22 protein-coding genes are annotated in these 21,700 nt (G+C 62.4%); 4 read left to right on the forward strand and 18 right to left on the reverse strand.

From position 1 onward, the window contains the following. Nucleotides 1-56 precede the first annotated feature (56 nt). Nucleotides 57-1,025 (reverse strand): calcium/sodium antiporter, encoded by a 969-nt coding sequence (locus tag MRK42_RS15525; RefSeq protein ID WP_042027804.1) that lies wholly within the window; start codon nucleotides 1,023-1,025, stop codon nucleotides 57-59. A gap of 125 nt (nucleotides 1,026-1,150) precedes the next feature. Then, complete coding sequence (locus MRK42_RS15530; RefSeq protein WP_338610896.1) at nucleotides 1,151-1,624, reverse strand: peroxiredoxin; 474 nt, start codon at nucleotides 1,622-1,624, stop codon at nucleotides 1,151-1,153. A 143-nt stretch (nucleotides 1,625-1,767) separates the two neighbouring features. On the opposite strand from MRK42_RS15530, the gene MRK42_RS15535 reads away from it, so the two are divergent. Further along, nucleotides 1,768-2,694 carry a phenylacetate--CoA ligase gene (locus MRK42_RS15535; protein ID WP_225634340.1) on the forward strand — a complete coding sequence of 309 codons (927 nt, stop codon included), beginning with the start codon at nucleotides 1,768-1,770 and terminating at the stop codon, nucleotides 2,692-2,694. Between the two features lie 53 nt (nucleotides 2,695-2,747). On the opposite strand, the gene yfcD is transcribed toward MRK42_RS15535, so the two are convergent. Next, nucleotides 2,748-3,230, reverse strand: a complete 483-nt coding sequence (gene yfcD, locus MRK42_RS15540) for an NUDIX hydrolase YfcD (RefSeq protein WP_260391520.1) — start codon at nucleotides 3,228-3,230, stop codon at nucleotides 2,748-2,750. Nucleotides 3,231-3,436: 206 nt separating this feature from the next. On the opposite strand from yfcD, the gene MRK42_RS15545 reads away from it, so the two are divergent. Beyond that, complete coding sequence (locus tag MRK42_RS15545; protein WP_042027810.1) at nucleotides 3,437-3,655, forward strand: DUF1107 family protein; 219 nt, start codon at nucleotides 3,437-3,439, stop codon at nucleotides 3,653-3,655. Nucleotides 3,656-3,709: 54 nt separating this feature from the next. Here the strand turns inward: MRK42_RS15545 and MRK42_RS15550 are convergent, their stop codons facing one another. The 12 genes from MRK42_RS15550 to MRK42_RS15605 form a co-directional block, all read right to left on the reverse strand. After that, nucleotides 3,710-4,024, reverse strand: a complete 315-nt coding sequence (locus MRK42_RS15550; RefSeq protein WP_042027811.1) for a DUF2845 domain-containing protein — start codon at nucleotides 4,022-4,024, stop codon at nucleotides 3,710-3,712. Between the two features lie 157 nt (nucleotides 4,025-4,181). Next, nucleotides 4,182-4,793, reverse strand: a complete 612-nt coding sequence (locus MRK42_RS15555) for an FKBP-type peptidyl-prolyl cis-trans isomerase (protein ID WP_026458368.1) — start codon at nucleotides 4,791-4,793, stop codon at nucleotides 4,182-4,184. A 155-nt stretch (nucleotides 4,794-4,948) separates the two neighbouring features. Then, entirely contained in the window at nucleotides 4,949-5,674 is a 726-nt protein-coding gene (locus MRK42_RS15560; protein ID WP_338610901.1) for a copper homeostasis protein CutC, read from the reverse strand. Between the two features lie 41 nt (nucleotides 5,675-5,715). Next, nucleotides 5,716-6,618 (reverse strand): ROK family protein, encoded by a 903-nt coding sequence (locus MRK42_RS15565; RefSeq protein WP_338610903.1) that lies wholly within the window; start codon nucleotides 6,616-6,618, stop codon nucleotides 5,716-5,718. A gap of 107 nt (nucleotides 6,619-6,725) precedes the next feature. Beyond that, nucleotides 6,726-7,232, reverse strand: coding sequence for a GNAT family N-acetyltransferase (locus MRK42_RS15570; RefSeq protein ID WP_338610905.1), 507 nt, complete (start codon nucleotides 7,230-7,232; stop codon nucleotides 6,726-6,728). Next, a complete protein-coding gene (locus tag MRK42_RS15575) occupies nucleotides 7,220-8,026 on the reverse strand; it encodes a M48 family metallopeptidase (RefSeq protein ID WP_042027817.1) in 807 nt (268 codons plus the stop codon). The genes MRK42_RS15570 and MRK42_RS15575 overlap by 13 nt, the downstream gene beginning before the upstream one ends. Nucleotides 8,027-8,209: 183 nt before the next feature. Then, a complete protein-coding gene (locus tag MRK42_RS15580) occupies nucleotides 8,210-9,184 on the reverse strand; it encodes a phosphate ABC transporter substrate-binding protein PstS family protein (RefSeq protein WP_225634336.1) in 975 nt (324 codons plus the stop codon). Nucleotides 9,185-9,432: 248 nt separating this feature from the next. Beyond that, entirely contained in the window at nucleotides 9,433-10,728 is a 1,296-nt protein-coding gene (gene phoR, locus MRK42_RS15585; protein WP_338610908.1) for a phosphate regulon sensor histidine kinase PhoR, read from the reverse strand. A 9-nt stretch (nucleotides 10,729-10,737) separates the two neighbouring features. Next, nucleotides 10,738-11,427, reverse strand: coding sequence for a phosphate regulon transcriptional regulator PhoB (gene phoB, locus MRK42_RS15590; protein ID WP_026457670.1), 690 nt, complete (start codon nucleotides 11,425-11,427; stop codon nucleotides 10,738-10,740). A gap of 101 nt (nucleotides 11,428-11,528) precedes the next feature. Beyond that, nucleotides 11,529-11,942: a VOC family protein gene (locus MRK42_RS15595; protein ID WP_201940851.1), complete on the reverse strand. Its 414-nt coding sequence runs from the start codon at nucleotides 11,940-11,942 to the stop codon at nucleotides 11,529-11,531. Continuing rightward, the gene (locus MRK42_RS15600; protein ID WP_338610912.1) at nucleotides 11,939-13,261 is read right to left on the reverse strand and encodes a GGDEF domain-containing protein; all 1,323 of its coding nucleotides are present in this window, start codon (nucleotides 13,259-13,261) and stop codon (nucleotides 11,939-11,941) included. The genes MRK42_RS15595 and MRK42_RS15600 overlap by 4 nt, the downstream gene beginning before the upstream one ends. A 147-nt stretch (nucleotides 13,262-13,408) precedes the next feature. Beyond that, nucleotides 13,409-15,106, reverse strand: a complete 1,698-nt coding sequence (locus tag MRK42_RS15605; protein ID WP_338610914.1) for a sigma-54-dependent Fis family transcriptional regulator — start codon at nucleotides 15,104-15,106, stop codon at nucleotides 13,409-13,411. Nucleotides 15,107-15,340: 234 nt separating this feature from the next. On the opposite strand from MRK42_RS15605, the gene MRK42_RS15610 reads away from it, so the two are divergent. After that, nucleotides 15,341-16,858: an aldehyde dehydrogenase family protein gene (locus MRK42_RS15610; RefSeq protein ID WP_338610916.1), complete on the forward strand. Its 1,518-nt coding sequence runs from the start codon at nucleotides 15,341-15,343 to the stop codon at nucleotides 16,856-16,858. An 80-nt stretch (nucleotides 16,859-16,938) separates the two neighbouring features. Here the strand turns inward: MRK42_RS15610 and MRK42_RS15615 are convergent, their stop codons facing one another. After that, nucleotides 16,939-17,730, reverse strand: a complete 792-nt coding sequence (locus tag MRK42_RS15615; RefSeq protein WP_042027826.1) for a helix-turn-helix transcriptional regulator — start codon at nucleotides 17,728-17,730, stop codon at nucleotides 16,939-16,941. A gap of 96 nt (nucleotides 17,731-17,826) precedes the next feature. On the opposite strand from MRK42_RS15615, the gene MRK42_RS15620 reads away from it, so the two are divergent. Beyond that, a complete protein-coding gene (locus MRK42_RS15620) occupies nucleotides 17,827-18,714 on the forward strand; it encodes a DMT family transporter (RefSeq protein WP_338610919.1) in 888 nt (295 codons plus the stop codon). Nucleotides 18,715-18,820: 106 nt separating this feature from the next. Here the strand turns inward: MRK42_RS15620 and MRK42_RS15625 are convergent, their stop codons facing one another. Further along, on the reverse strand, nucleotides 18,821-19,513 hold the full coding sequence (locus MRK42_RS15625) for a response regulator (protein WP_042073085.1): 693 nt from the start codon (nucleotides 19,511-19,513) through the stop codon (nucleotides 18,821-18,823). Nucleotides 19,514-19,516: 3 nt separating this feature from the next. After that, the gene (locus MRK42_RS15630; RefSeq protein ID WP_201940845.1) at nucleotides 19,517-21,085 is read right to left on the reverse strand and encodes a sensor histidine kinase; all 1,569 of its coding nucleotides are present in this window, start codon (nucleotides 21,083-21,085) and stop codon (nucleotides 19,517-19,519) included. Nucleotides 21,086-21,700: the final 615 nt, after the last annotated feature.

Below are 21,700 nucleotides of genomic sequence, written 5' to 3' on the forward strand. Positions count from 1 at the left end.
AAAAGCAGAAGGGGGAAGCCGATGCTTCCCCCTTCTTTTTATTGTCTGGCGAATCGTCAGATAAACTGGCTGGTCAGCAACCAGCCGGTGTAACCCACGAAGCAGGAGAGCAACACGCCCCCCTCCAGCCGGTTGATCCGCCCCTGCCCCTTGCGACCCAGGCACATCACCAGCAGCAGCAGGGTCAGCCCCATCATCAGGCTCCAGTCGCGGGAAAGCACTTCCGGCGCCACATCCAGCGGATGGATCCCTGCCGCGATCCCGACTACTGCCAGGGTGTTGAACAGGTTGGAGCCCAGCACGTTGCCGAGGGCCAGATCGTGCTCATTCTTGCGAATGGCGATAAGGGAGGAGGCCAGCTCCGGCAGCGAGGTGCCGATGGCGACTATGGTGAGACCAATCACCAGATCGCTGATACCGAAGCCCTGGGCGATGGTCACCGCGCCCCATACCAGCAGACGGGAGGCACCGATGAGCAGCACCAGCCCCACCACCAGCCAGAACAGAGCCAGCTTGAGGGACATGCCTTCGCTCTCGATGTCCTCTTCGGTCTCCGCATCCAGCGCATCCCCCTTGCCATTCATGCCGGCCCAGATGGACCAACCCATCAGCGCCACGAACACGACGCCCAGGATGGCCGCATCGGTGCGGCCCAGATGACCGTCGATGAGCAGGGCACCGGAGAGCAGGGTGATGCCGAGCAGGATGGGGATCTCTTTGCGCACCACCTGGGAGGCAACGGCAATCGGGCTGATGAGAGCCGTCAAACCCAGGATCAGGGCAATATTGGTGATATTGGAGCCATAGGCATTACCGAGCGCCAGCCCGGGGTTGCCCTGGGAGGCGGCCAGGGCCGACACCACCATCTCGGGGGCCGATGTACCAAAACCGATGATCACCATGCCGATGAGCAGCGGTGGCATGCCGGCATAACGGGCGGTCGCGGCAGCGCCATCGACAAATTTATCCGCACTCCAGACCAGCAGCGCCAGTCCGGCAATCAGGGCAACAAAAGCCAGGGTCATATCGTCTCTATTCCATGGTCTGCAAACACAAAAGCCAGGCACGGGCCTGGCTTCTTCCAGAAGCGGGCCCAGTGTAGCGGGCCGCCTTTCTATTTCAAGGGGAAATCAAACGACGATTGATGATTTCACAGCGCCGCCAGCAGGCTCTGGGCATCCGACACCTCGAACTTGCCCGGCTCCTCCACAAAGAGCTGCTCGACCACACCATCGTTGGCGATGAGGGCAAAGCGCTGGGCACGCAGGCCGCCAAAGGCCCCCGTCTCCTTGGCAAGGCCAAGGGCTCGGGTCCAGCTGCCGTCGCCGTCCGCCAGCATGGTGATGGCATCGGCGTTCTGGGCATCCTGCCACGCCTTCATCACGAAGGCATCGTTGACCGACAGACAACAGATGGCGTCCACCCCCTTGGCCTGAAACTGGTCGGCCAGCACCACATAGCCCGGCAGATGGGCGTTGGAGCAGGTGGGGGTGAAGGCACCAGGCACCGCGAACAGCACCACCTTCTTGCCGGCAAACAGGGTCTGGACATCCTGTACCTGCTTGCCCGCGGCTGTGATGAAGGTAAATTCGCCCGAAGGCAAGGGTTGGCCAACTGCAATCATGATCTCTCGTCCCGAGTCGATTGGTGAGGCCCCAGTCTAGCGCAGCCATCCGTCATATCCCATCGCAACGACCCGCTCCCCTGCAGGCATTTTTCCAGCAGGCAGACTAATCTTGAGCAGGTTTCACGGCGCCAGGAGGCCCCATGCAACACTACTACGATGGTCTGGAAATTCGCCCCCCCGCCTTGCGTGCACAACAGCAACTGGACCAGCTTAATCATCAACTTACCCACGTCAGCCAGTATTGCGCCGGTTACTCCAGTGCCTATCGTCAATGCCGTCTCGAGGATCTGGCCGAACTGGCCACCCTGCCCCTGCTCGACAGCGCCGAACTGTTTGCCGCCCAGCAGGCCCATCCGCCGTTTGCCGGACTGACCGGTCGCCCCGCCAGCCAGGCACTGCGCGCCTTCGCAAGCCCGGGCCAGCTGGCCATTCCCGAATATGCGGGGGCGGACTGGTGGGGGGCCGCGCGCGCCCTGTTTGCCGCCGGCTTCAAGTCCGGCGAGGTGATGCTCAACGGCCACGACTACCACGCCGGCCCTACCGCCTTCATCTTCGACAACGGCGCTCGCCAGCTCGGCGCTCCCGTGGTGCCCTGCGGCCCTCATGACACCCAGCGCCAGCTGGAGGCGCTGCAACGCTACCAGCCCACCGGCTTTGTCGGCCCGCTGGTCACCCTGCTGGATCTGCTGGAAGCCGCCGAGGCGGCCGAGGTGGCCACCGACTCCCTGCAAACCGCCCTGTTGTGCGAGGTTACCCACCCCGAGACGGCCCCGCTACAGGCCATTTACGGTATTCAGGCGTTCAACTGCCTGGTCTGGCAGGACATAGGCGTGGTGGCCTACGAGAGCCAGCCCGGCGAGGGCTTTATCGTCAACGAGAGCTGCCTGGTGGAGATCATCGACCCGGCCAGCGGCCAGCCGGTAAACGCAGGGGAAAGCGGACAGCTGGTGGTGACCAGACTCGATCTGGAATATCCACTGCTGCGCCTTGTCACCGACTGGCAGGGGCACTGGCTGGTGGCCCCCAGCCCCTGCGGGCGCACCAACCGGCGGCTCAAGCTGGACTAGGATCGCAAACGGGCAACCAGTGGCTGCCCGTATTGTTCCGGATGGGATTGCTGTTAGCGCCGAGCCTGCCAGGTGGCGATGGCGAGCAGGGAGTCCGGAGTAAACTCGTCGGCCCGTTCGGCGATCTCGGCCTGACTCATCCAGTGTACCTCGCTCACCTCTTCGGCCTGCAGCTGAAGCGGCCCCTGATAGCGGCAGCTGTAGAGGCCACCCCAGACCCGATACCCCTCCCCCTCGGCATAAAAAGTACCGAAGCCTTGCAGCGGTACATCGTGGATCCCCAGCTCTTCGGCCAGCTCGCGCCGGGCAGAGGGTTCCATCTGTTCGCCCGCGGTCACCACGCCACCGGCGCAGGCATCCAGCATGCCGGGGCAGAAATCCTTGCAGAGGGTACGGCGCTGCACCAGGATGCGATCCGCCTCGTCGAGCACCAGGATGTAGCTGGCACGATGGCAGAGATTCTCCCGCCGCACCTTGGCCCGCTCGGCCACCCCGATCACCCGGTTCTCTTCATCCACCACATCAACCCATTCCACGTGCAGGCCCTTTTGCTCATTCCATTCGACTGCCCGCAGTATATCGGTGCAAGGGATTGTGATGGCACTACTTTTTCAAATGGTGCCCTTGCTTTGCCCGAAGGGATCACCAAAAAAGGATTCATGCAAAACTCGATGAAACGTCACATGGCTGTCATCAACCGCCCCCATAGTGTGCCCTGTTCAAGCAAGCAGGTAACGTTGTGATGAAGGTTTTCAAGCAGTTATCCCCGCGGCAGATCGCAAGATACATCAAGAGCTTCCACCGGGGCTCCTTTGCCATCGAGTCATGGGGAACATTTGAATTCAGCGCAGGCAGGCTCAGCCTGCACGGGTTGAGCTGCCACCGACGCCTGAGACTGGCAGGCCAGATCAACCAGGCCCTGCGCCAGCTCAGTCACGCCGAGCCCTTGCCGGAACAGTGAGTCAAGGGGATTTGCCTTCCTGTCCTTAATGCTTCCATGCTGTTTGCCCGCCGGCTACTCGCCGCGCGGGCCGTTTTCGATATCGGTGATGACGCCGTTGCGCACGGTGACGAAGCGCATGAACTCGCTCTTGCCGAAGTTGTAGGTCCAGCGCTCTCCATACTTCACCGGCACCAGATAACCGAACTGGTTCTCCTCATTGCGACTGAGCTCTTCGCGCAGCATGGGCTCCCCGCACTTGAGCAGCATCAGGGCCGTGCTGTCGCCCTCGGTGATCAACGCATTCTTGCAGCGCATCGCATCGGCGCTGGCAGGCAGTGTGGCAAGCAGCGCAGCCATGGCCGACGCCACCTTCATCATCTTGTTCATGGGACACACCTCAACTGGGGTTCAGTTGCAGTATGACGGTTCCCGATGTCGAAAAAAGCCCCCCATGAGTGCTCGTCGCTGCCTTTTTGTTCACTGGCAGACATGCCCAAAAACAAACGGCGACCCGAGGGTCGCCGCTTGCATCACGCCAGCCGGATCACAGGATGTCCAGCAGCTCCACTTCGAATACCAGAGCGGAGTAGGGCGGGATGGAGCCGGCGCCACGGGCACCGTAAGCCAGATCCTGTGGAATGTAGAGCTTCCACTTGGAGCCAACCGGCATCAGCTGCAGGGCTTCAACCCAGCCCTTGATCACGCCGGTCACCGGGAACTCGGCCGGCTGGCCACGAGCGACCGAGCTGTCGAATACGCCACCGTGAGTGAAGGTACCGTGGTAGTGAACACGCACGGACTGACCGGCTACCGGTACGGCGCCGTTGCCTTCGACCAGCACTTCGTACTGCAGACCGGAATCGGTCACGGTCACTTCGGCGCGCTTGGCGTTGTCGGCCAGGAAGGCTTCGCCTTCGGCAGCCGCTGCCTTGGCGACCGCTTCCTGCTCTTCCTGCATGCGGGCGGTGATGACCTGGAAGGCATCATTGATATCGTCACGGCTTACCGCGAATTCCAGACCGTTCAGGGCATCCGCCAGGCCTTGTTGCAGGGCCGGGATATCCAGACCGGCGAAGGCTTGCTGCGCCAGCTGATCACCCATGTTGCGGCCGATGCCATAGCTGGCCTTCTGTTCGATAGAGTCGTATTGGGACATTGAGATGTTGCTCCGGGTCCTGATGTAAAAGAGTCGGGATGATATCAGACTTTTGTGCCAGGTGCTGCCGGCGCCAATCCTGATTTCCCTCTTCGTGGGAGAGAGTTCACATGCCGCGACAAAAACGCCGCCAACAGGCGGCGTTGATCAGAGGATCAGGGTCGATCCAGCAGGGCCCGCACCGCCGCGACCTTGGCACCATCGGTAATATTGACCCGCCCATCATCCGAGGTGCCCATGTTGACTCCATGAGACACCATGCCGCCACGCCAGCCCATGCCGGACATATGTACCTCGCTCACCCCGGTAAATTCGATGATGGTGCGCACGTTGTCAGCATTGACTCCAGCCCCCGGCATCAGGCTGGCACGACCCGCCAGCGCCTGCTGCATGGCCTGCAGAGTCTCAAGCCCCGCCAGCGCGGTCGGCGCATGGCCTGAGCTAAGAATGCGCTCACAACCGGCATTGACGATGATTTCCAGATCCGCCCGCCAGTCGGAGGAGAGATCGATGGCGCGGTGGAAGGTGACACCAAGGGGGCCTGCAGCTTCCACCAGTTGCTTGAGCCTGGCGGCGGGCACCCGCCCCTCTGCATCCAGCAGACCGACGACGACCCCCTGCAAACCGGCCGAACGCGCCGCGGCAATGTCCTGCAGCATCATCTCGAACTCGCCCTCGCTGAAACAGAAGTCGCCGGCACGGGGACGGATCATGGCATAGACGGGTACGGTGGCATGGCGCGCCGCCAACTGCATGAAGCCATGGGAAGGGGTCAGGCCACCCAGCCCCAGGGCGGAGCAGAGTTCGATACGATCCGCCCCCGCCTGCTGGGCGGTAAACAGGGATTCCAGGTTGTCTATGCAGATTTCAAGACGGGTCATGACGACTCCTTTATCGGGGAGATCAGACCCCACATCCGATCTCACAGGTTGAGCAAGGCTGCGCCACGCACGCCACCGGCACCGCCGAAGCGGGCCTGGCGGATCTCGGGCAGGGCGACCCCGGGCAATAGATGGCCGGGCAGGCGCAGCGGCAATTGTTCGTAGAGAGCGGGCAAGCCGCTCAGGCCCCCGCCCAGCACCACCACCTCGGGATCGATCACCGAGATGGCAGTAGCCAGGCCGGCGGCCATGATCTCCAGCCAGCAATCGATCGTAGCCACCGCATGGGGCTCATGGGCCTCGAAACGTGCCACAATCTGGCGCCCCGTGGCACGCTGACCGTGAAAATGGTGATAGAGCCGCTCCAGCCCGGTACCGGAGGCGTAAGTCTCGAAACAGACCAGACGACCACAGCCACAGCGGGGACGGGGCAGCTCGGGGTATTTCATCAGGATGGTGGCCGGCAGCGGGTAGTGGCCTATCTCACCGGCCAGCCAGTTGCGCCCCTGGATGAGAGTGCCTGCGAGGTAGACGGCGCCGCCGATACCGGTGCCGATGGTGACCCCAAGGGCACTGCCGGCGCTATCCGCCGCTCCCTTGTGCACCTCCGACCAGAGGAAGCAGTTGGCATCATTGTCCACCTTGACCGGGCGATCCAGCAGTTCCACCAGATCGGCCCCCAGATGGCGACCGTTGATGGCGGGCAGGTTGGCCGCCACTATGCTGTGGTCGTGACGATTGAGGATGCCGGGAAAGCCGATGCCGACCGCCCCCCTGGCACCGAAGCGGGCGTCTGCCTGCTCGACCCGCTCGCGGATCAGCTGCTGCAACGCCTCGTAATCATTGCCCGGTGTGGCCACCTGCTCCTCATGACAGAGATTCAAGGCCCCGTCATACACCGCAAAGGCAATCTTGGTACCACCGATATCAAAGCCGTAATACATGCCCGCACTCCCTTGTCTGTTATCTGTCATCCGGATCAGTTCTGGGGGGACATTGTATTAATTCGCAAAAAAAATAAAGTGACACGGGGCGTAAAACCAAAGCGGGATCAAAGCAGACGGAACATTTGCCGCTGCAGACAGGGTTGACCAAGGCTGGTCAGGGTCCGCTGTTTGCCGTCGAACACGAAGCCGCGGCGCAGGTAAAACCCCTCGCCTATCCGGTTGCCATCGAGCAGCCACAATCTGACGCACTCGCAGCCGCTGCGCCGCATCTGCATCGCCACCGCCTGCCACAATCGTTTGCCATACCCATGGCGCCAGTGATCCGGGTGCAGATAAAGCGCCCGGATCCTGGCGGTGGCGAGGCCCTCCTCCTGCTCCTGCTGCCAGTAAAGAAGGCCTATCACCACCTCATCCAGGCAGAGCAGCATGGGGCGCGGACCTGGTTCGGCGAGCCGGCCCTGCCAGATCTGCAGATGCTCTGTCACGTCCAGCCGGGCCAGCATGTCCTGGCCCAGCACCTGGCTATAGGCGGCGAGCCAACTGGCCCGCTGCATCACCGTCATGGCGGCGGCATCATCGGGCCGCGCCATGCGCAGGCTTATGCCTTGCATTGGGGCACCAGGCCGTTGGCGCGAGCCTGCTGATAGAGAGGCTGCACCTCGGCCTGCTGCGCCTGCAGCTCGGCAATGCGACTCTCGTTGCTGGGGTGGGTGGAGAGCAGCTGGGGCGGATTCTTGCCGCCGGAGGCCGCGCTCATGTTCTGCCACAGGGGAATGGCGGCGGCGGGATCAAAACCGGCGCGGGCCATCAGATCCAGCCCCAGACGGTCTGCCTCACTTTCCTGCTCGCGACCATAGGGCAGCAGTACCCCGACTTCCATGCCAAGGCCGAGGGCCGCCATGGTGGCACCGCGATATTCGCTGGTACCCATGGCAATGTCCGCCACCGACAGACCGATATCCGCCAGCTGGCTGCGGGAGAGACGCTCGTTGGAGTGCTGGGCCAGCACGTGGGTCAGCTCGTGACCGATGACGGTGGCCAGCTGATCCTGATTCTTGGCCACCTTGAGCAGGCCGCTGTAGACCCCGATCTTGCCACCGGGCAGGGCGAAGGCGTTGACCTGCTTGGAGTCAAACACCACCACTTCCCAGTTGCTGATGCCATAGCTGGCGGGCACCTGGGCGGTCACCGCCTTGGCGACACAGGAGACATAGGCGTTAAGCCTCGCATCCGTGCTCACCTTCTCCTGCTTCTTCATCTGCTCGAAGGAGTCTGCTCCCAGCTGGCTCATCTGCTGGGGGGAGTAGAGCAACATCTGGCTGCGACCGGTCGGTGACTGGGCACAACCAAGCAGCAAAGATGTGCACAGGGCTGCCAGGCCAAACTTGTAAAACGGGGCGGTCATGAAAGACTCCTTAACCATAACGTTGCCCTATTTTCGGAAATGCCGACTCGGGACGCAAGGGAGTGCATTTTTCAATAGCCGAAAAATGGCCGAGAAGATCCTGTCCGGCTTGCCAAAACGGCGTCCCATAAAACAAAACGAGCCCGCAGGGGGCTCGTTTTTGCGTCACGGGCTGGCGCAGTGTTACATGATGTCCAGCTTCTTCAGGTCGGCCATAGCGACCTTGGCCGGTACCGGCACATAACCGTCCTTGGCGACGATGCTCTGGCCCGCCTTGGACAACATCATCTTCACGAACTCCTGCTCCATCGGGGAGAGCGGCTTGTTCGGGTGCTTGTTCACGTAAACGTAGAGGAAGCGGGAGAGCGGATACTTGCCGGTGATGGCGTTATCAGAGCTCGCCTCGACGAAGGTCTTGCCATCCTTGGAGAGCGGTACCGCGCGCACCCCGGAGGTGACATAACCGATGCCCGAGTAGCCGATGCCGTTCAGGGAGGCGGAGACGGACTGCACCACGGAGGCAGAACCGGGCTGCTCGTTCACGCCGCTCTTGAAGTCGCCGTTGCACAGGGCGTGCTCTTTGAAGTAGCCGTAAGTACCGGAGACGGAGTTGCGGCCGAACAGCTGCAGATCCTTGCTGGACCAGTTGCCCTCCAGACCCAGATCAGACCACTTGGTGGCTGCCTTGGCTTCGCCGCACTTGAGGGTGCTGGAGAAGACGGAGTCAACCTGCTGCATGGTCAGCCCCTTGATGGGGTTGTCCTTGTTGACGAACACTGCCAGGGCATCGACAGCCACGCGGATGGCGGTCGGCTTGTAACCGTAACGCTTCTCGAACGCCTCGATCTCGCCCGCCTTCATGGCGCGGCTCATCGGGCCAAACTGGGCAACCCCTTCGGTCAGGGCGGTCGGCGCGGTGGAAGAACCGGCGGCCTGGATCTGCACGTTGACGTTGGGATAGACACGCTTAAATTCTTCGGCCCACAGGGTCATCATGTTGGCCAGGGTGTCCGAGCCGACGGAAGACAGGTTGCCGGAGATGCCGCTGGTCGGGGCGTACTCTGGCAGATCCTTATCGACACCATAGGCCAGGGTGCTGGCAGAAAACAGGGTTGCAGCGGTGAATCCGATAACACCAGCCAGTTTGTTGAGTTTCATCCAATCTCTCCAAGTCCAAGGTTGCAGAAGGCAATCGTCAGTATGACGTTGATACATGGTTCAAACCCGATCACCCTCTCCAAAGTTACAGAAGGTCCGTTCTTGAAACGGCGCCAGTATCTGACCTGGCAGTGACAAATTTATGGATTTAATGTGACACTTTAATGACATGGGCAAGGATTTGCACAAATGCAGGAAGGGCTGCGGATGCAGCCCTTCCTTCGTATCTAACTCATTGTCTAAAAAGATTATTTAATCACCACCATGCGTGCCGGGATGAGGAAGCTGAAGCGGCTGCCAAGGCCGATCCGGCTCTCGATGTCGAGGTGACAGTCGTGATGACTGAGGGCATGCTTGACGATGGCAAGGCCCAGCCCCGAGCCACCGGTATGGCGCGAGCGGGCCTTGTCGACCCGATAGAAACGCTCGGTGAGCCGCGCCAGGTGCTCGGGGGCAATCCCCTCCCCCTCATCCTTGACCGCAAACAGTGCCATGGTGCCCTGGGCACGCCACTCTACCGTGATGTTGCGCCCCGCCGGGGTGTAGTGGATGGCGTTGTAGACCAGGTTGGACACCGCGCTGCGCAACTGCTCCTGATCACCGCGCACGAACAGGTTTGACTGAACGTTGAACTCGAGCTGGTGTCCCCGTTCGCCGGAGAGCGCCCTGGCCTCCAGCTCCAGCAGCCCCAGCATGGCGGGCATGTCCACCAGATGGGAGAGATCCACCGACGGCGCCGCCTCGATGCGCGACAGGGTGAGCAGCTGGTTGACCAGGTTGTCCATGCGGATGGTCTGCTCCATCATCACCCTGTGCGCCTTGGCCCACACCGCGGGGGGCGGCGGCTCCTCGGTCATCTCCAGATAGCCCTTGAGCACGGTGAGCGGGGTGCGCAGCTCGTGGGAGACGTTGGAGATGAAGTGCTTGCGGGTCTTCTCCAGATGGCGCAGCCGGGTCACGTCCCGCACCACCAGCATGGCCTGATCCTCGGCGTAGGGCATGATGCGAAACTCGAGAAACTTCTCCTCATTGACCGGGGAGTTCATCTCGAGGGGCTCGTCATACTCCCCCTTGCCGAGGTAGGCGCCGAAAGCCGGATTGCGGATGAGGTTGCCCACGTGTTGGCCCGCGTCCTCCGGCCAGCGAAACCCCAGCAGCTGTTCGGCCAGCCGGTTGCACCAGAGAATGCTGCCGTCGGTGCGGATCACCACGGCCGCATCGGGCAGCGCCTCGGCCCCTTCGCGAAAACGGCGGATGAGGCCCGCCAGCTCGCGCCGTCTGGCCCGGTGGCGTTGCTGCAACTTGTAGATACCGTTGAAGATATGCTCCCAGCTGCCGCTGCCATGGGGGGGAACCAGGCTGCGATCGTGCCACAGCCAGTCCGACAGGCGCTTCTGGAAACGGTAGTGCCAGCCGAGATGGAGCAGGGCAGCCACCAGCAGGCAGAGGGCAAGATGATCAATCAACCAGCCGACCAACACGAACGGCGAATAGAAGAATACCATTCGCCACAACTGTCGCCGCCAAGCGTAAGGTTGCAACATAATTGCCTCTTAGAGACGGGTTGAGAAACGGTATCCGGCTCCACGTACCGTCTGGATCAGTCTGTCGTGTCCAGTCTCTTCGATCGCTTTGCGCAGGCGACGAATGTGCACGTCCACGGTTCTGTCCTCGACATACACATTGGTCCCCCAGACATTGTTCAGCAGTTGCTCGCGGCTGTAGACCCGCTCGGGATGGGTCATGAAGAAGTGCAGCAGTTTGAACTCGGTCGGCCCCATGTCCAGCGCCTTCTCCTCGGCACTGACCCGATGAGAGACAGGATCCAGCTTGAGCCCCTGCACCTCGATCACCTCGTCCACCGAGGTGGGAGAGACCCGGCGCATCACCGCATGCAGGCGAGCAGTCAGCTCCTTGGGAGAGAATGGTTTGGTGATGTAGTCATCGGCCCCTGCCTCGAGACCGCGGACCTTGTCCTCTTCCTCGCCACGAGCGGTGAGCATCACCACCGGGATCTGGCGGGTCACCTCATCCTGCTTGAGCTGCTTGATGAACTGGATACCGCTGCCACCGGGCATCATCCAGTCCAGCACGATGAGTTCGGGGTAGGGTTCACGCACCTTCGCCAGTCCATCGGCAAAATCTTCCGCCTCAATCGTCTCGTATCCCTTCTGCTCCAGCACGAAACAGAGCATTTCGCGGATCGGTGCCTCGTCCTCAACCACCAGAATTCGCTTAGCCATTCCCTTCTCTCTCCTCTGTGAAGATGGGTGCGCCAATTATTAGAATTTTCTGTGACACTTTTATGACTCGATGACAGGGCGGATGATAAACGTTTTCAGATTCAGTTGGCAGCCGTGCGTTGCAGTAGATCCCAGCGGTTGCCACTGATGTCCTCAAATACCACCACAGTGCCGTAAGGTTCGCTTCGCGGCTGCTCGCAAAAATGTACGCCATAGGCCAGCATCCGCTCGTAATCCCGCCAAAAGTCATCGGTCTCGAGAAACAGGAAGACCCGCCCGCCGCCCTGCCGGCCGATGGCGGCCTGCTGCTCCGGGGTAGCCGCGCGGGCCAGCAACAGGGCCGAACCCTGCCCGCCCGCCGGGGCGACCCGCACCCAACGCTTGCCCGGTTTGCCCGGCTCATCGAGCTGTGTGTCTTCCAGCAGCGTAAAGCCAAGCCCCCGGGTAAAAAAGGCGATGGCCTCGTCGTAGTCGGCCACCAGCAGGGTCAGAGCGCCGATTGTTTGTCCCGTCATGTTGTTTCCCTTGTCGTCAGTATGGAGGGAGAGACTGGCGAGCTTGTCTCCACCCGGTTGCGGCCCCGTTGCTTGGCCTGATAGAGGGCGGCATCTGCCCGCCGGATCACCTGCTCCAGCGGATCGCCGGCGCGCTCGGCCACCCCGAACGAGACGGTCACCCTGAGCGCTTCGGGCCAGTGGGGATCCGCCGCCAGCATCAGGCGCAGCCGCTCGGCCAGTGCGCAAGCCTGCTTCTGATCGTAGTGAAGGCAGATCAGCACGAACTCCTCCCCGCCCCAGCGCACCAGGTGGCAGAAAGTATCACAGTGGCGCAGGATCTGGCTGACCAGATGCTTGAGCACCTCATCCCCCACCGGGTGGCCATGGCCATCGTTGATCTGCTTGAAGTGATCCACATCCAGATAGATGAGGGAAAAAGCGCGCTCACCCAACCCCTCCAGCAGCTCTTCTCCGCCCAGACGATTGAAGGCACCGGTCAGGGGATCATGAGTAGCCTCCTCGCGGGAGCGGCGACTCTCCTCACAGAGGGTGCGATTGTGTTCCTCCGCCGCCAATCTGGCCTGATGGGCATGCTGCAGTCGCTGTTTCATATGCAGATGGTTGGCCACCAGTATGATGCAACCATAGATAAACCAGACCGCCAGGATCAGGCGATAGAAGAGACTGGCATCGAGCCAGGGGCCATGAAAATGCAACTCCTCGATAATGGCCCCGTGTGTGCCAGGCTGCATATCGTAACCGGCGGCGAGCTCGATAGCATAGACCCGGTGCAAGTCAGGCCCTTGCTGCTGCAGCGGCACATTGTATTGCTTGATCCACCAGGTTGCCGGTGCGAACACGTCGAGGGGCACCTTGTGGAGCCTGCCGTAATCCGCCGGACGAAAGATGATCTCGTTGAACTTGGGGGCAAGGGGATCCCCGGGCAGATCGCTGGCCGGATCATGGTTACGCAGATAGAGACGCCAATCCTGACCTCCTTCGCCAGTCACGCTCAGGCGCACATGCAGGGTGTCAAAGCGGGCGAGGTCGAGCCCCTCATCGGGGAGCGTCAGGGTCAAGGTCAGTCTGCAGCCCGGCACTATGTGCTGACGGGCGGGCAGAATGCATTGCACGCCAGGTTTGCCTTCCGGCGACGAGAGATAGCGCGCCTGCTCCGGCGTCACATCCGCCGCCCGCTGCACGGTGACGATAACGGGCCACTCCTGCAGATCCAGTACCCGCTCCGGGCCGAATTCGAACAGCAGGATGATGGCAAGGGTCAGCCCCAGCAGGGCGCGAAAAGAGCGGTCGACAAGACGAATGTAGGAAGAGGTCATGCTTAGCCTGGCATCACGATTGACGCAGCTGCCCAACGGGGCAGGGTCGCACTGAATCCACTCATGGTTCAGCACCGTTCTGGTCCGACATGATACAAAGGATGGCGGGAACAAGCATGCAATTAATTGAAAATACTTAAAATTCCATCAGTTACATGCCTTCAGCGCCCGATATAGAGTGGTGCGGCTGATGCCGAGCCGGCGCGCCGCCTCGCTCACGTTGCCACCACAATCCACCAGAGTTTGCTGTATCTGGTACCGGCTCTGCTCGCGCAAGCTGGTGATGCCCGCAGTCACTGAAGTGGATGGCGGAACAGGTATCAGCGCGGGCGCAGCAACGACCGCAGGCAGATGCAGGTGGGAGGCTTCAACCCACTCTTGCCCTTCCGCCAGCACGCAAGCTACTTCGAGTGCCTGTTTGAGCTGGCGCACGTTGCCGGGCAAGGGATGAGCCAGCAGTTGCTGCTCCGCCTCCCGGGTCAGCTGCAGCGCCGGATCCATCTCGGTCAGCAACCGCAGGATCAGTGCCCGCCGCTCGTGGGCCGGCCAATCTCGCAGCGGCGCCAATTGCTGGCGCCAGCCGCAGATGCGGTAATAGAGATCTTCGCGAAAGCTGCCGGCCGCCACCATGGCCGCCAGATCCCGATGGCTGGCGCTGACCAGCCAGAAATCCACCGCCTCAGGTCTGTGGCTGCCCACCGGGGTGACGGCGCGCTCTTGCAATACCCGCAGCAGCCGGGTCTGAGCCGACAGCGGCAGTTCGCCGATCTCGTCCAGCATCAGGATGCCACCGTGGGCGGCGCGCAGATAGCCCTGGCTGCCCTGGCTGCGGGCACCGCTAAAGGCCCCGCCGACATAGCCGAACAGCTCTGCCTCCACCAGATCCGCCGGCAGGGCGCCGCAGTTGACGCACACCAGGGGTTTATCCTGGCGGCTCGACTGACGATGCAGCGCTCGCACCAGATGCTCCTTGCCACTGCCGGTCTCCCCTTCGATAAGCAGGGAGATACCACGCTCCAGCATCTTAAGCGGTACCTGTGAAGGTTCTGGCAAGGATTCCCGCCCGCTCCCCAATAGCGGAAGCGACGAGGGCCCTTCGACCGGCTCGGGCACCAGCCGCAGGCCGCGTCCCTCGCGCAGCAGTTGCTTGCCATCGAAGGAGTGTTGGCCAAGCCAGAGCCGGCCGGCCCGGTTGGCACCGAGCAGCTCGCCCCCCTCCCCCAACAGCAGGCGGGCGGACCAGAGACTCTGGGGATCGAGATCCACCAGCCAGCCCGGCTGGCGCGCCAGCAGCGCGTTTTCCAGCGCCATAGCCAACAGCCGAACCGTTCCCAGCATATCGCCGCCGTGGTGGGCCGCCTCGGTGGAGATATCGAGCACCCCGAGCAGTCTGCCGTCGGGCCCGAGCAGCGGGCAGGCGCTACAGCTGAGAAAACTGTGCTGGGCGAAAAAGTGCTGGGCACCGAGCACCTGTACCTCGCTCTGCTCGGCGAGCGCCGTGCCGATGGCGTTGGTGCCCTTGCTCCCCTCCCCCCAGCGGGCACCGCTGCGCAGAAAAATACGCTCGGCATGGCGGGCGAAGCCGTCGTCACCGCTGGCGGCCAGAATCGCCCCTTCTGCGTCGCACAGCAACAGGCGGCAGGGTCGTCCCGCCAGCAGCTGGCCAAACAGCGGCAGCACGAAGCGCCGGAAGCTGGCGATCAGCTCCCTGTGCCCCTCCAATCTCGCCGTGAGCTCTCCTCTTGGCAACAGATCCAGCTCGGCGCTCTGCTGGCGGCTCAGTCCCTGATGCAGGCAGCGCAGCCAGGAGCGCTGGATAGGGCCGGATTGGGGAAATTCGCTCATCACGCCTCCTGTTCACAAATGGCACGACTGTCACGACCACTGTCCAGAAATGGCACAGTTTCATGGTCACAGCCGGGGTCACTGGTTAACCAAGATACGCTGCCACATCCCGTTTGATAACGTTTTTGTAACTTTTAAAGCGCTGGTCAGACCCTCTGGCACGCCCTTTGCGATATCCGTGGCAACCAGCCCCTTTATCGGGCCGGTCAGGACCACACACATAAGGATGATGAGATGATTTATACCGCTCCCGGTCAGGCAGGTGCCCTGGTCAGCTTCAAGTCCCGTTACGACAACTTCATCGGTGGCGACTGGGTGGCGCCGCGCGCCGGCCGCTACTTCGAAAACATCTCGCCGGTGGATGGCCGCGTGTTCTGCGAGGTGGCCCGCTCCGACGCCGCCGATATCGAGCTGGCACTGGACGCCGCTCACAAGGCGTTCGCCAGCTGGAGCAAGACCAGCGTCACCGAGCGCAGCAACCTGCTGCTGCGCATCGCCGATCGCATCGAGCAAAATATCGAAGTGCTCGCCATCGCCGAAACCTGGGAGAACGGCAAGGCGGTGCGCGAGACCCTGGCCGCCGACCTGCCCCTGGTGGTGGATCACTTCCGCTACTTCGCCGGCTGCATCCGCGCCCAGGAGGGCTCCGCCGCCGAGCTGGATCAGAACACCGTCAGCTACCACTTCAAGGAGCCCATCGGTGTGGTCGGCCAGATCATCCCGTGGAACTTCCCCCTGCTGATGGCCGCCTGGAAACTGGCTCCCGTGCTGGCGGCCGGCTGCTGCAGCGTGCTCAAGCCCGCCGAGCAGACCCCGGTCACCATCATGCTGATGATGGATCTCATCAAGGACATACTGCCCCCCGGCGTGGTCAACGTGGTCAACGGCTTCGGCGCCGAGGCGGGCCAGGCGCTGGCCACCAGCAACCGGATCCAGAAGCTCGCTTTCACCGGCTCCACCGAGGTGGGCGCCCATATCCTGCGCTGCGCCGCCGACAAGCTGATCCCCTCCACCGTGGAGCTGGGCGGCAAGTCCCCCAACATCTACTTCGCCGACGTGATGCAGCACGAGAGCAGCTACATCGACAAGGCGGTGGAAGGCATGCTGATGACCTTCTTCAACCAGGGCGAGGTGTGCACCTGCCCCTCCCGCGCCCTGGTGCAAGAAAGTATTTATGACGACTTCATGGACAGGGTGCTGGCCCGCGCCCGCACCATCGTGCAGGGCAACCCCCTCGACACTGCCACCCAGGTCGGCGCTCAGGCGTCCCGCGAGCAATTCGACAAGATCCTGAGCTACATGGAGATCGGCCGCGGCGAAGGGGCAAAAATGCTGATCGGCGGCGGCGCGGCCAAGGTGAACGGGCTGGAAGGGGGCTTCTACATCCAGCCCACCATCTTCCACGGCCAGAACAAGATGCGGGTGTTCCAGGAGGAGATCTTCGGCCCGGCCCTCGGGGTCACCACCTTCAAGGACGAGGCGGATGCGCTGGCGATTGCCAACGACACCCAGTACGGCCTGGGGGCGGGCCTGTGGACCCGCGACAGCAACCTGGCCTGGCGCATGGGTCGCGGCATCCAGGCCGGCCGGGTCTGGGTCAACTGCTACCACGCCTACCCGGCCCACGCAGCCTTCGGCGGCTACAAGAAGTCGGGGATAGGCCGCGAGACCCACAAGATGATGCTGGACCACTACCAGAACACCAAGAACCTGCTGGTGAGCCACGGCATCAACCCCCTCGGCTTCTTCTAAACCGGCCATCGCTGATAAAAAGGGCGTCTGTAAGGCGCCCTCTCTTTTTTCCGTCGAACGCTTCCCAACTGCCACAGGGATCACCCGGGCTGACCCAGCTGCTGACGATAGCGCTGGGGGGCACAGCCCTGCTCGCGCTGGAACATGGCGATAAAAGCCGAGGTGGAGGTGTAGCCGAGGCGCCAGGCGATCTCCTGCACCGGCATCTCGCCGCGCAGCCAGGACAGGGCTCGCACCATGCGCAGCCGGGTACGCCATTGGCCGAGGCTCATGCCGAGCTCCTTCTGGCAGCGTCGCGCCAAAGTGCGCTCCGTAGTGTGCAAGACACTGGCCCACTCGGCCAGGGTTCGGTTGTCCTCCGGCGCGGCCTGCAGCGCCGCCAACAAGGGAGCGAGCAGGCGATCACGGCTCTGGGGCAAATAGCTCGGCTGACAGCGGGTACGGGCCAGCTTCTCGATGAAGAGCTCGCCCTGGCGCCGGTCCCACTCATCCTCCATATGACCGAGCCGGCGCTGGGTGAAGTCCTCCAGCAGGGCGCGCAGCAGGGGGGTCAGCGCCAGCAGCACGGGTTCCCTTGGCAGGCGTTCTGCCAGGGTGTGTCCCACATAGATGGAGGTGTAGTCCAGGGTCTGTTCGTTGAAGGCGCTGTGGGGCAGGTTGGCCGGCACCCAGATAAGGTAGTCGGGCGGCGCCACCAGCCGCAGCCCCGCCACCTCCACCACCATGACCCCCAGGCTGATGAGGCTGAGCTGGCCCCAGGGGTGGGCGTGCTCGGCGCAGGCGTTGCCTCCCTGGATCTGGCTATAGCGAAAGTAGAGAGGATTGGGGGCGGCCAGCAGGCGATCCTGCTCGGCCATCGTGAGGTCACCCATGGAGAATGTCCCAAACCGGTTATGAGATGTCTTATTTACGCTACTTGCATCGTTCAAGACAAGGCTAGACTCTCGCCATCGACTCAAGGAGTGCCTATGCCTATTCTCTTCCCCCTGCTCGCCATCCTGATCTGGGCCGCCAATACCGTGGTCTCCAAGGCCGCCGCCGGCGTGGTGGATCCCGCCGCCATCTCGTTTTACCGCTGGGTGATCGCCGCTCTGGCCCTGAGCCCCTTCTGCCTGCCCGCATTGTGGCGCCGGCGCAGCGAGATCCGCCCCTGGTTCGGCAAGCTGCTGGTGCTCTCCCTGCTCGGCATGGTGCTCTACCAGTGCCTCGCCTACTACGCCGCCCACTCGACCTCGGCCACCAACATGGGGGTCATCGGCTCCCTGCTGCCCCTGCTGACCCTGCTGCAAGGCGCGCTCTTCTTCGGTCAGCGCCCCGGCAGACAGGCCCTGCTCGGCATGAGCCTCTCCCTGTTCGGAGTGCTCTGGCTGCTCGGCCAGGGCGAGCCGCAGGCGCTGCTGCACACCGGTATCAACCCGGGGGATGGCATGATGCTGCTGGGGGCCGCCAGCTATGCGCTCTATGGCCTCCTGATCCGCCGCTGGCAACTGCCGTTCGGCCCCTGGCTCAACCTCTACCTGCAGATCCTGCTGGCGGTCCTGCTGCTGGTCCCGGTCGCCCTCAGTGCCGAGTCGCTGGCGGTGCCCAGGGAGGGATGGGGCATGGTGCTGTTCGCCGGCATCGCCTCCTCCCTGTTTGCCGCCTACTGCTGGATGCGCGGCCTCGCCAGCCTGGGGGCGGAGCGCACCTCGGTCTTCATGAACCTGATGCCACTGTGCACGGCGCTGATCGCCGTCATCACCCTGGGAGAGCCCATCCACGGCTATCACCTGCTGGGAGGCAGCCTCATCCTGGGGGGCGTTATGCTCGCCCAGCGCAAGCCAAGAGCCCGCCCCGTCCTTACCCAGGAGGCATGAAAACGACGCTCCCCTCGCAAGGACACGGGACCACAAACAGCAAAAAGGGAGCCTCGGCTCCCTTTTGTCTGAATATTCGTTTGTGTATGCATGGCGAGCTGGCAGATCAGCTCTCCCGACGCCAGCGATAGCGGCGCTCCGGCCGGCCCCGCTGACCATAGTTGAGCTCCACATCCACCCTGTCTTCCGACTCCAGATATTCCAGATAGCGGCGCGCCGTGGTGCGACTCAGGGAGAGGCGCAGCGCCACAGTATCGGTGGAGAAAACGCTGTCCGGCTCCCCTGCCAGCAACTCAAGCACCTGGCGCAGGGTGATGCTGTCGATCCCCTTGGGGGTAATGCGCATCTCCCTGGCCTGGGGTCGCCCCTTGCCCAGCAGCTTGTCGAGATCTTCCTGCTCCAGCCGCCCCCGTTCACACAGCTTGCGATGCAGTTGCAGGATCTCGTCCAGGCTCTGCTGGATGCGAAACAGCCGCAGCGGCTTGATGATGTAGTCATGCACCCCGAGATTGAGCGCCTGCTGTATGGTCTCCACCTCGCGGGAGGCAGTCACCATGATGACATAGGCTTCACGGTTGTGACTGCGCAGGCGGTTCACCCATTCAAGACCCGAGCCATCGGGCAGGGAGATATCCACCAGCAGCAGTTGCGGCACCACCCCGGCCATCATCTCGTCGGCCTGGGCCAGGGTGCCGGCCCGCCCCAGCAGGGAAAACCCCGGGGTCGCCGCCACCAGCTCCGACAGGATGGCGCCGATCCGATCGTCATCTTCAATAACAAGCGTGATTATTGGGTCCATGGCTCACATTAACTGGTTTTTATTCAAATAGATGCCGAACAATGTGGTCCGTTCGGCAGTTCGCCGCCATTCTATCACACCCTGGTGACGCCCCACCGTCTCCTTGACCAGGAACAGGCCCACCCCGTGATCACCGCTCTGGCGAGTCGCCCCGTAATCGAACAGATGATCGGCCAGCTCCTCGTCAACTCCTTCGCCACTGTCTTCCACCTCGATCACCAACCGGCGCCCCACATCGCACAGCGACAAGAGCACCCTGGGGGGACACTGCTGGCGGTTGCGCCAAGCGGCCTGCAGACCGTTGTCCAGCAGGTTGCCGATGAGAGTAATGAGATCCGCCGAGACCGAGGCAGAGTACTCCCCGAGCGACGAATCGGGGTCGAGCTCGAGCGTCACCCCAAGCTCCCTGGCACGGCTGAACTTGCCGAGGATGAGACCGGCCACCGGCTTGTTGTCGATGAGCCGCAACAGCTCCTGCAGCATGGTCTGGCAGGCTTCATTCTCCTGCTGGATAAGCTCCACCGCCTGATCCACGTGGCCAAGCTGGAGCAGACCGGAGAGGCTGCTCAGCTTGTTGGCAAACTCGTGGCTCTGCATCCGCAGCATCTCGGCATACTGGCGCAGGTGGGTCACCTGCACCCCGAGGCTCGCCGCCACTTCGGGACGACTGAAGATGAACAGCCGCCATGGTGCCCGACCATTGACCACCTGCCAGCGCCCGACAAAGGGCTCCCCCTGGATAGCGAAACTGAGCTCGCCCCCCTCCTGGGTCAGGCAAGGGGCCAGCGATGGCACCAGTTCGGCCAGCGACAGCCCCAGGAGGGCATGGCGACCCGTGCCGGGCAGGCGCAACTGGTAGCAGGCGGTGCTGTTGATCATACTGATGTTGCCGTTGTCATCGAGCGCTATCACCCCTTCGGTGATGTATTCGAGCAGCAGATCCTGCAGGGTGAAGCGGCGCACGATCGCCTCGGGCTCCAGATCGAGCAGGGTCTTGCGCAGCCGCTGCTGCATCCAGAATGCCAGCACCAGCGCGCAACCGAATACGGCGGCGATGGCGCAGACCAGCAGCGAGATGCGCTGCAGATAGATGCCCTCCACCGCCGTCATCAGATAACCCACCACGACCGCCCCCATGGGACGGCCATCGGCCCCAATCACCGGAGAGAAGCAGCGGATCGCCAGCCCCAGGGTCCCCTCGTCACGGGAGCAGTAGCTGCGCCGCTCCTGCAGGGCAGGCCAGATATCCTCGCCGCGAAATTGCTGGCCGATCAGCTCGGCTCTAGGATGGCTCAGGCGCCGGCCATGTTCGTCGGTCACTACCATGTAGGTGGCATCGGTGCGCCGGCAAATCCCTTCCACATAGTCGCGCAGGGCGGGATCCTCACCGCGTTGCAGGGCGGCGACCACCCGGCTGTCAGCAGACATGATGCGGGCCAGATCGCCCCCTTTGTCCTCCAGATTGCTCTCCAGTAGATGACGGATGAAGAGGGCGAGCAGCGAGCCCAGAATGAGGATCAGCAGCAGGGATAAACCGAGGGAGAGGGTCACCAGTTGGTGGCGAAGTTTCATGCAAAAACCTTACAACGTCAGAACGCCACCCAATAGTGCGGATGCCGGGAGGCAGGGTCAATCATGGATACCGGCGTTTCGACGCGTGCGGCTCTATGATGGCAGTATCACCCGTACGGCACAGTAACATCACCGGGCGGATATTATTGGCGACCCCGTGCGGGGTCGCCGTTTATTGTAATACTGCGTGTGTTTCGTCCTGCACTCTATTGCGTGTCATCCCTGTCGTCATTTACCCAAGCGACAAAAACATATAAAAACATTAAAAACTTAAACACCACGGCTCCCATCCGGACATGCTTTACCGAAACCGGGGCATGGCAACTAGGCGGCCAGCCTTTCACACTATTGCTCCATGCAGCATTCACCTGTGAGAAACCGGATCAACTGCCAGCGCCAATCAGGACGCCAGGCCCAACAATAATACAGAGGAGTATGGCGACCCCAGACTCTTCTCGTCAGCAACAGACAGTCATCCAGGCCGTATCGCCATACAGGGAGCCAGCGCTCCCGTAAGCAGAGCGCGAGAAAGGTGATGGGAAAATGAGGGAGTGAGAGAGCCGGAACAAACCGGCCAATACCTGCATACTGGTTTATTCATTCGAGTAGATATAG

Source organism: Aeromonas sp. 19NY04SH05-1 (genome assembly GCF_040581895.1).
Taxonomy (GTDB): domain Bacteria; phylum Pseudomonadota; class Gammaproteobacteria; order Enterobacterales; family Aeromonadaceae; genus Aeromonas; species Aeromonas enteropelogenes.

Coding starts and splice junctions, on each gene's coding strand:
- MRK42_RS15525 (WP_042027804.1), bottom strand. CDS start 1,025: ATGACCCTGGCTTTTGTTGCCCTGATTGCCGGACTGGCGCTGCTGGTC.
- MRK42_RS15530 (WP_338610896.1), bottom strand. CDS start 1,624: ATGATTGCAGTTGGCCAACCCTTGCCTTCGGGCGAATTTACCTTCATC.
- MRK42_RS15535 (WP_225634340.1), top strand. CDS start 1,768: ATGCAACACTACTACGATGGTCTGGAAATTCGCCCCCCCGCCTTGCGT.
- MRK42_RS15545 (WP_042027810.1), top strand. CDS start 3,437: ATGAAGGTTTTCAAGCAGTTATCCCCGCGGCAGATCGCAAGATACATC.
- MRK42_RS15550 (WP_042027811.1), bottom strand. CDS start 4,024: ATGAACAAGATGATGAAGGTGGCGTCGGCCATGGCTGCGCTGCTTGCC.
- MRK42_RS15555 (WP_026458368.1), bottom strand. CDS start 4,793: ATGTCCCAATACGACTCTATCGAACAGAAGGCCAGCTATGGCATCGGC.
- MRK42_RS15560 (WP_338610901.1), bottom strand. CDS start 5,674: ATGACCCGTCTTGAAATCTGCATAGACAACCTGGAATCCCTGTTTACC.
- MRK42_RS15565 (WP_338610903.1), bottom strand. CDS start 6,618: ATGTATTACGGCTTTGATATCGGTGGTACCAAGATTGCCTTTGCGGTG.
- MRK42_RS15570 (WP_338610905.1), bottom strand. CDS start 7,232: ATGCAAGGCATAAGCCTGCGCATGGCGCGGCCCGATGATGCCGCCGCC.
- MRK42_RS15575 (WP_042027817.1), bottom strand. CDS start 8,026: ATGACCGCCCCGTTTTACAAGTTTGGCCTGGCAGCCCTGTGCACATCT.
- MRK42_RS15580 (WP_225634336.1), bottom strand. CDS start 9,184: ATGAAACTCAACAAACTGGCTGGTGTTATCGGATTCACCGCTGCAACC.
- phoR (WP_338610908.1), bottom strand. CDS start 10,728: ATGTTGCAACCTTACGCTTGGCGGCGACAGTTGTGGCGAATGGTATTC.
- phoB (WP_026457670.1), bottom strand. CDS start 11,427: ATGGCTAAGCGAATTCTGGTGGTTGAGGACGAGGCACCGATCCGCGAA.
- MRK42_RS15595 (WP_201940851.1), bottom strand. CDS start 11,942: ATGACGGGACAAACAATCGGCGCTCTGACCCTGCTGGTGGCCGACTAC.
- MRK42_RS15600 (WP_338610912.1), bottom strand. CDS start 13,261: ATGACCTCTTCCTACATTCGTCTTGTCGACCGCTCTTTTCGCGCCCTG.
- MRK42_RS15605 (WP_338610914.1), bottom strand. CDS start 15,106: ATGAGCGAATTTCCCCAATCCGGCCCTATCCAGCGCTCCTGGCTGCGC.
- MRK42_RS15610 (WP_338610916.1), top strand. CDS start 15,341: ATGATTTATACCGCTCCCGGTCAGGCAGGTGCCCTGGTCAGCTTCAAG.
- MRK42_RS15615 (WP_042027826.1), bottom strand. CDS start 17,730: ATGGGTGACCTCACGATGGCCGAGCAGGATCGCCTGCTGGCCGCCCCC.
- MRK42_RS15620 (WP_338610919.1), top strand. CDS start 17,827: ATGCCTATTCTCTTCCCCCTGCTCGCCATCCTGATCTGGGCCGCCAAT.
- MRK42_RS15625 (WP_042073085.1), bottom strand. CDS start 19,513: ATGGACCCAATAATCACGCTTGTTATTGAAGATGACGATCGGATCGGC.
- MRK42_RS15630 (WP_201940845.1), bottom strand. CDS start 21,085: ATGAAACTTCGCCACCAACTGGTGACCCTCTCCCTCGGTTTATCCCTG.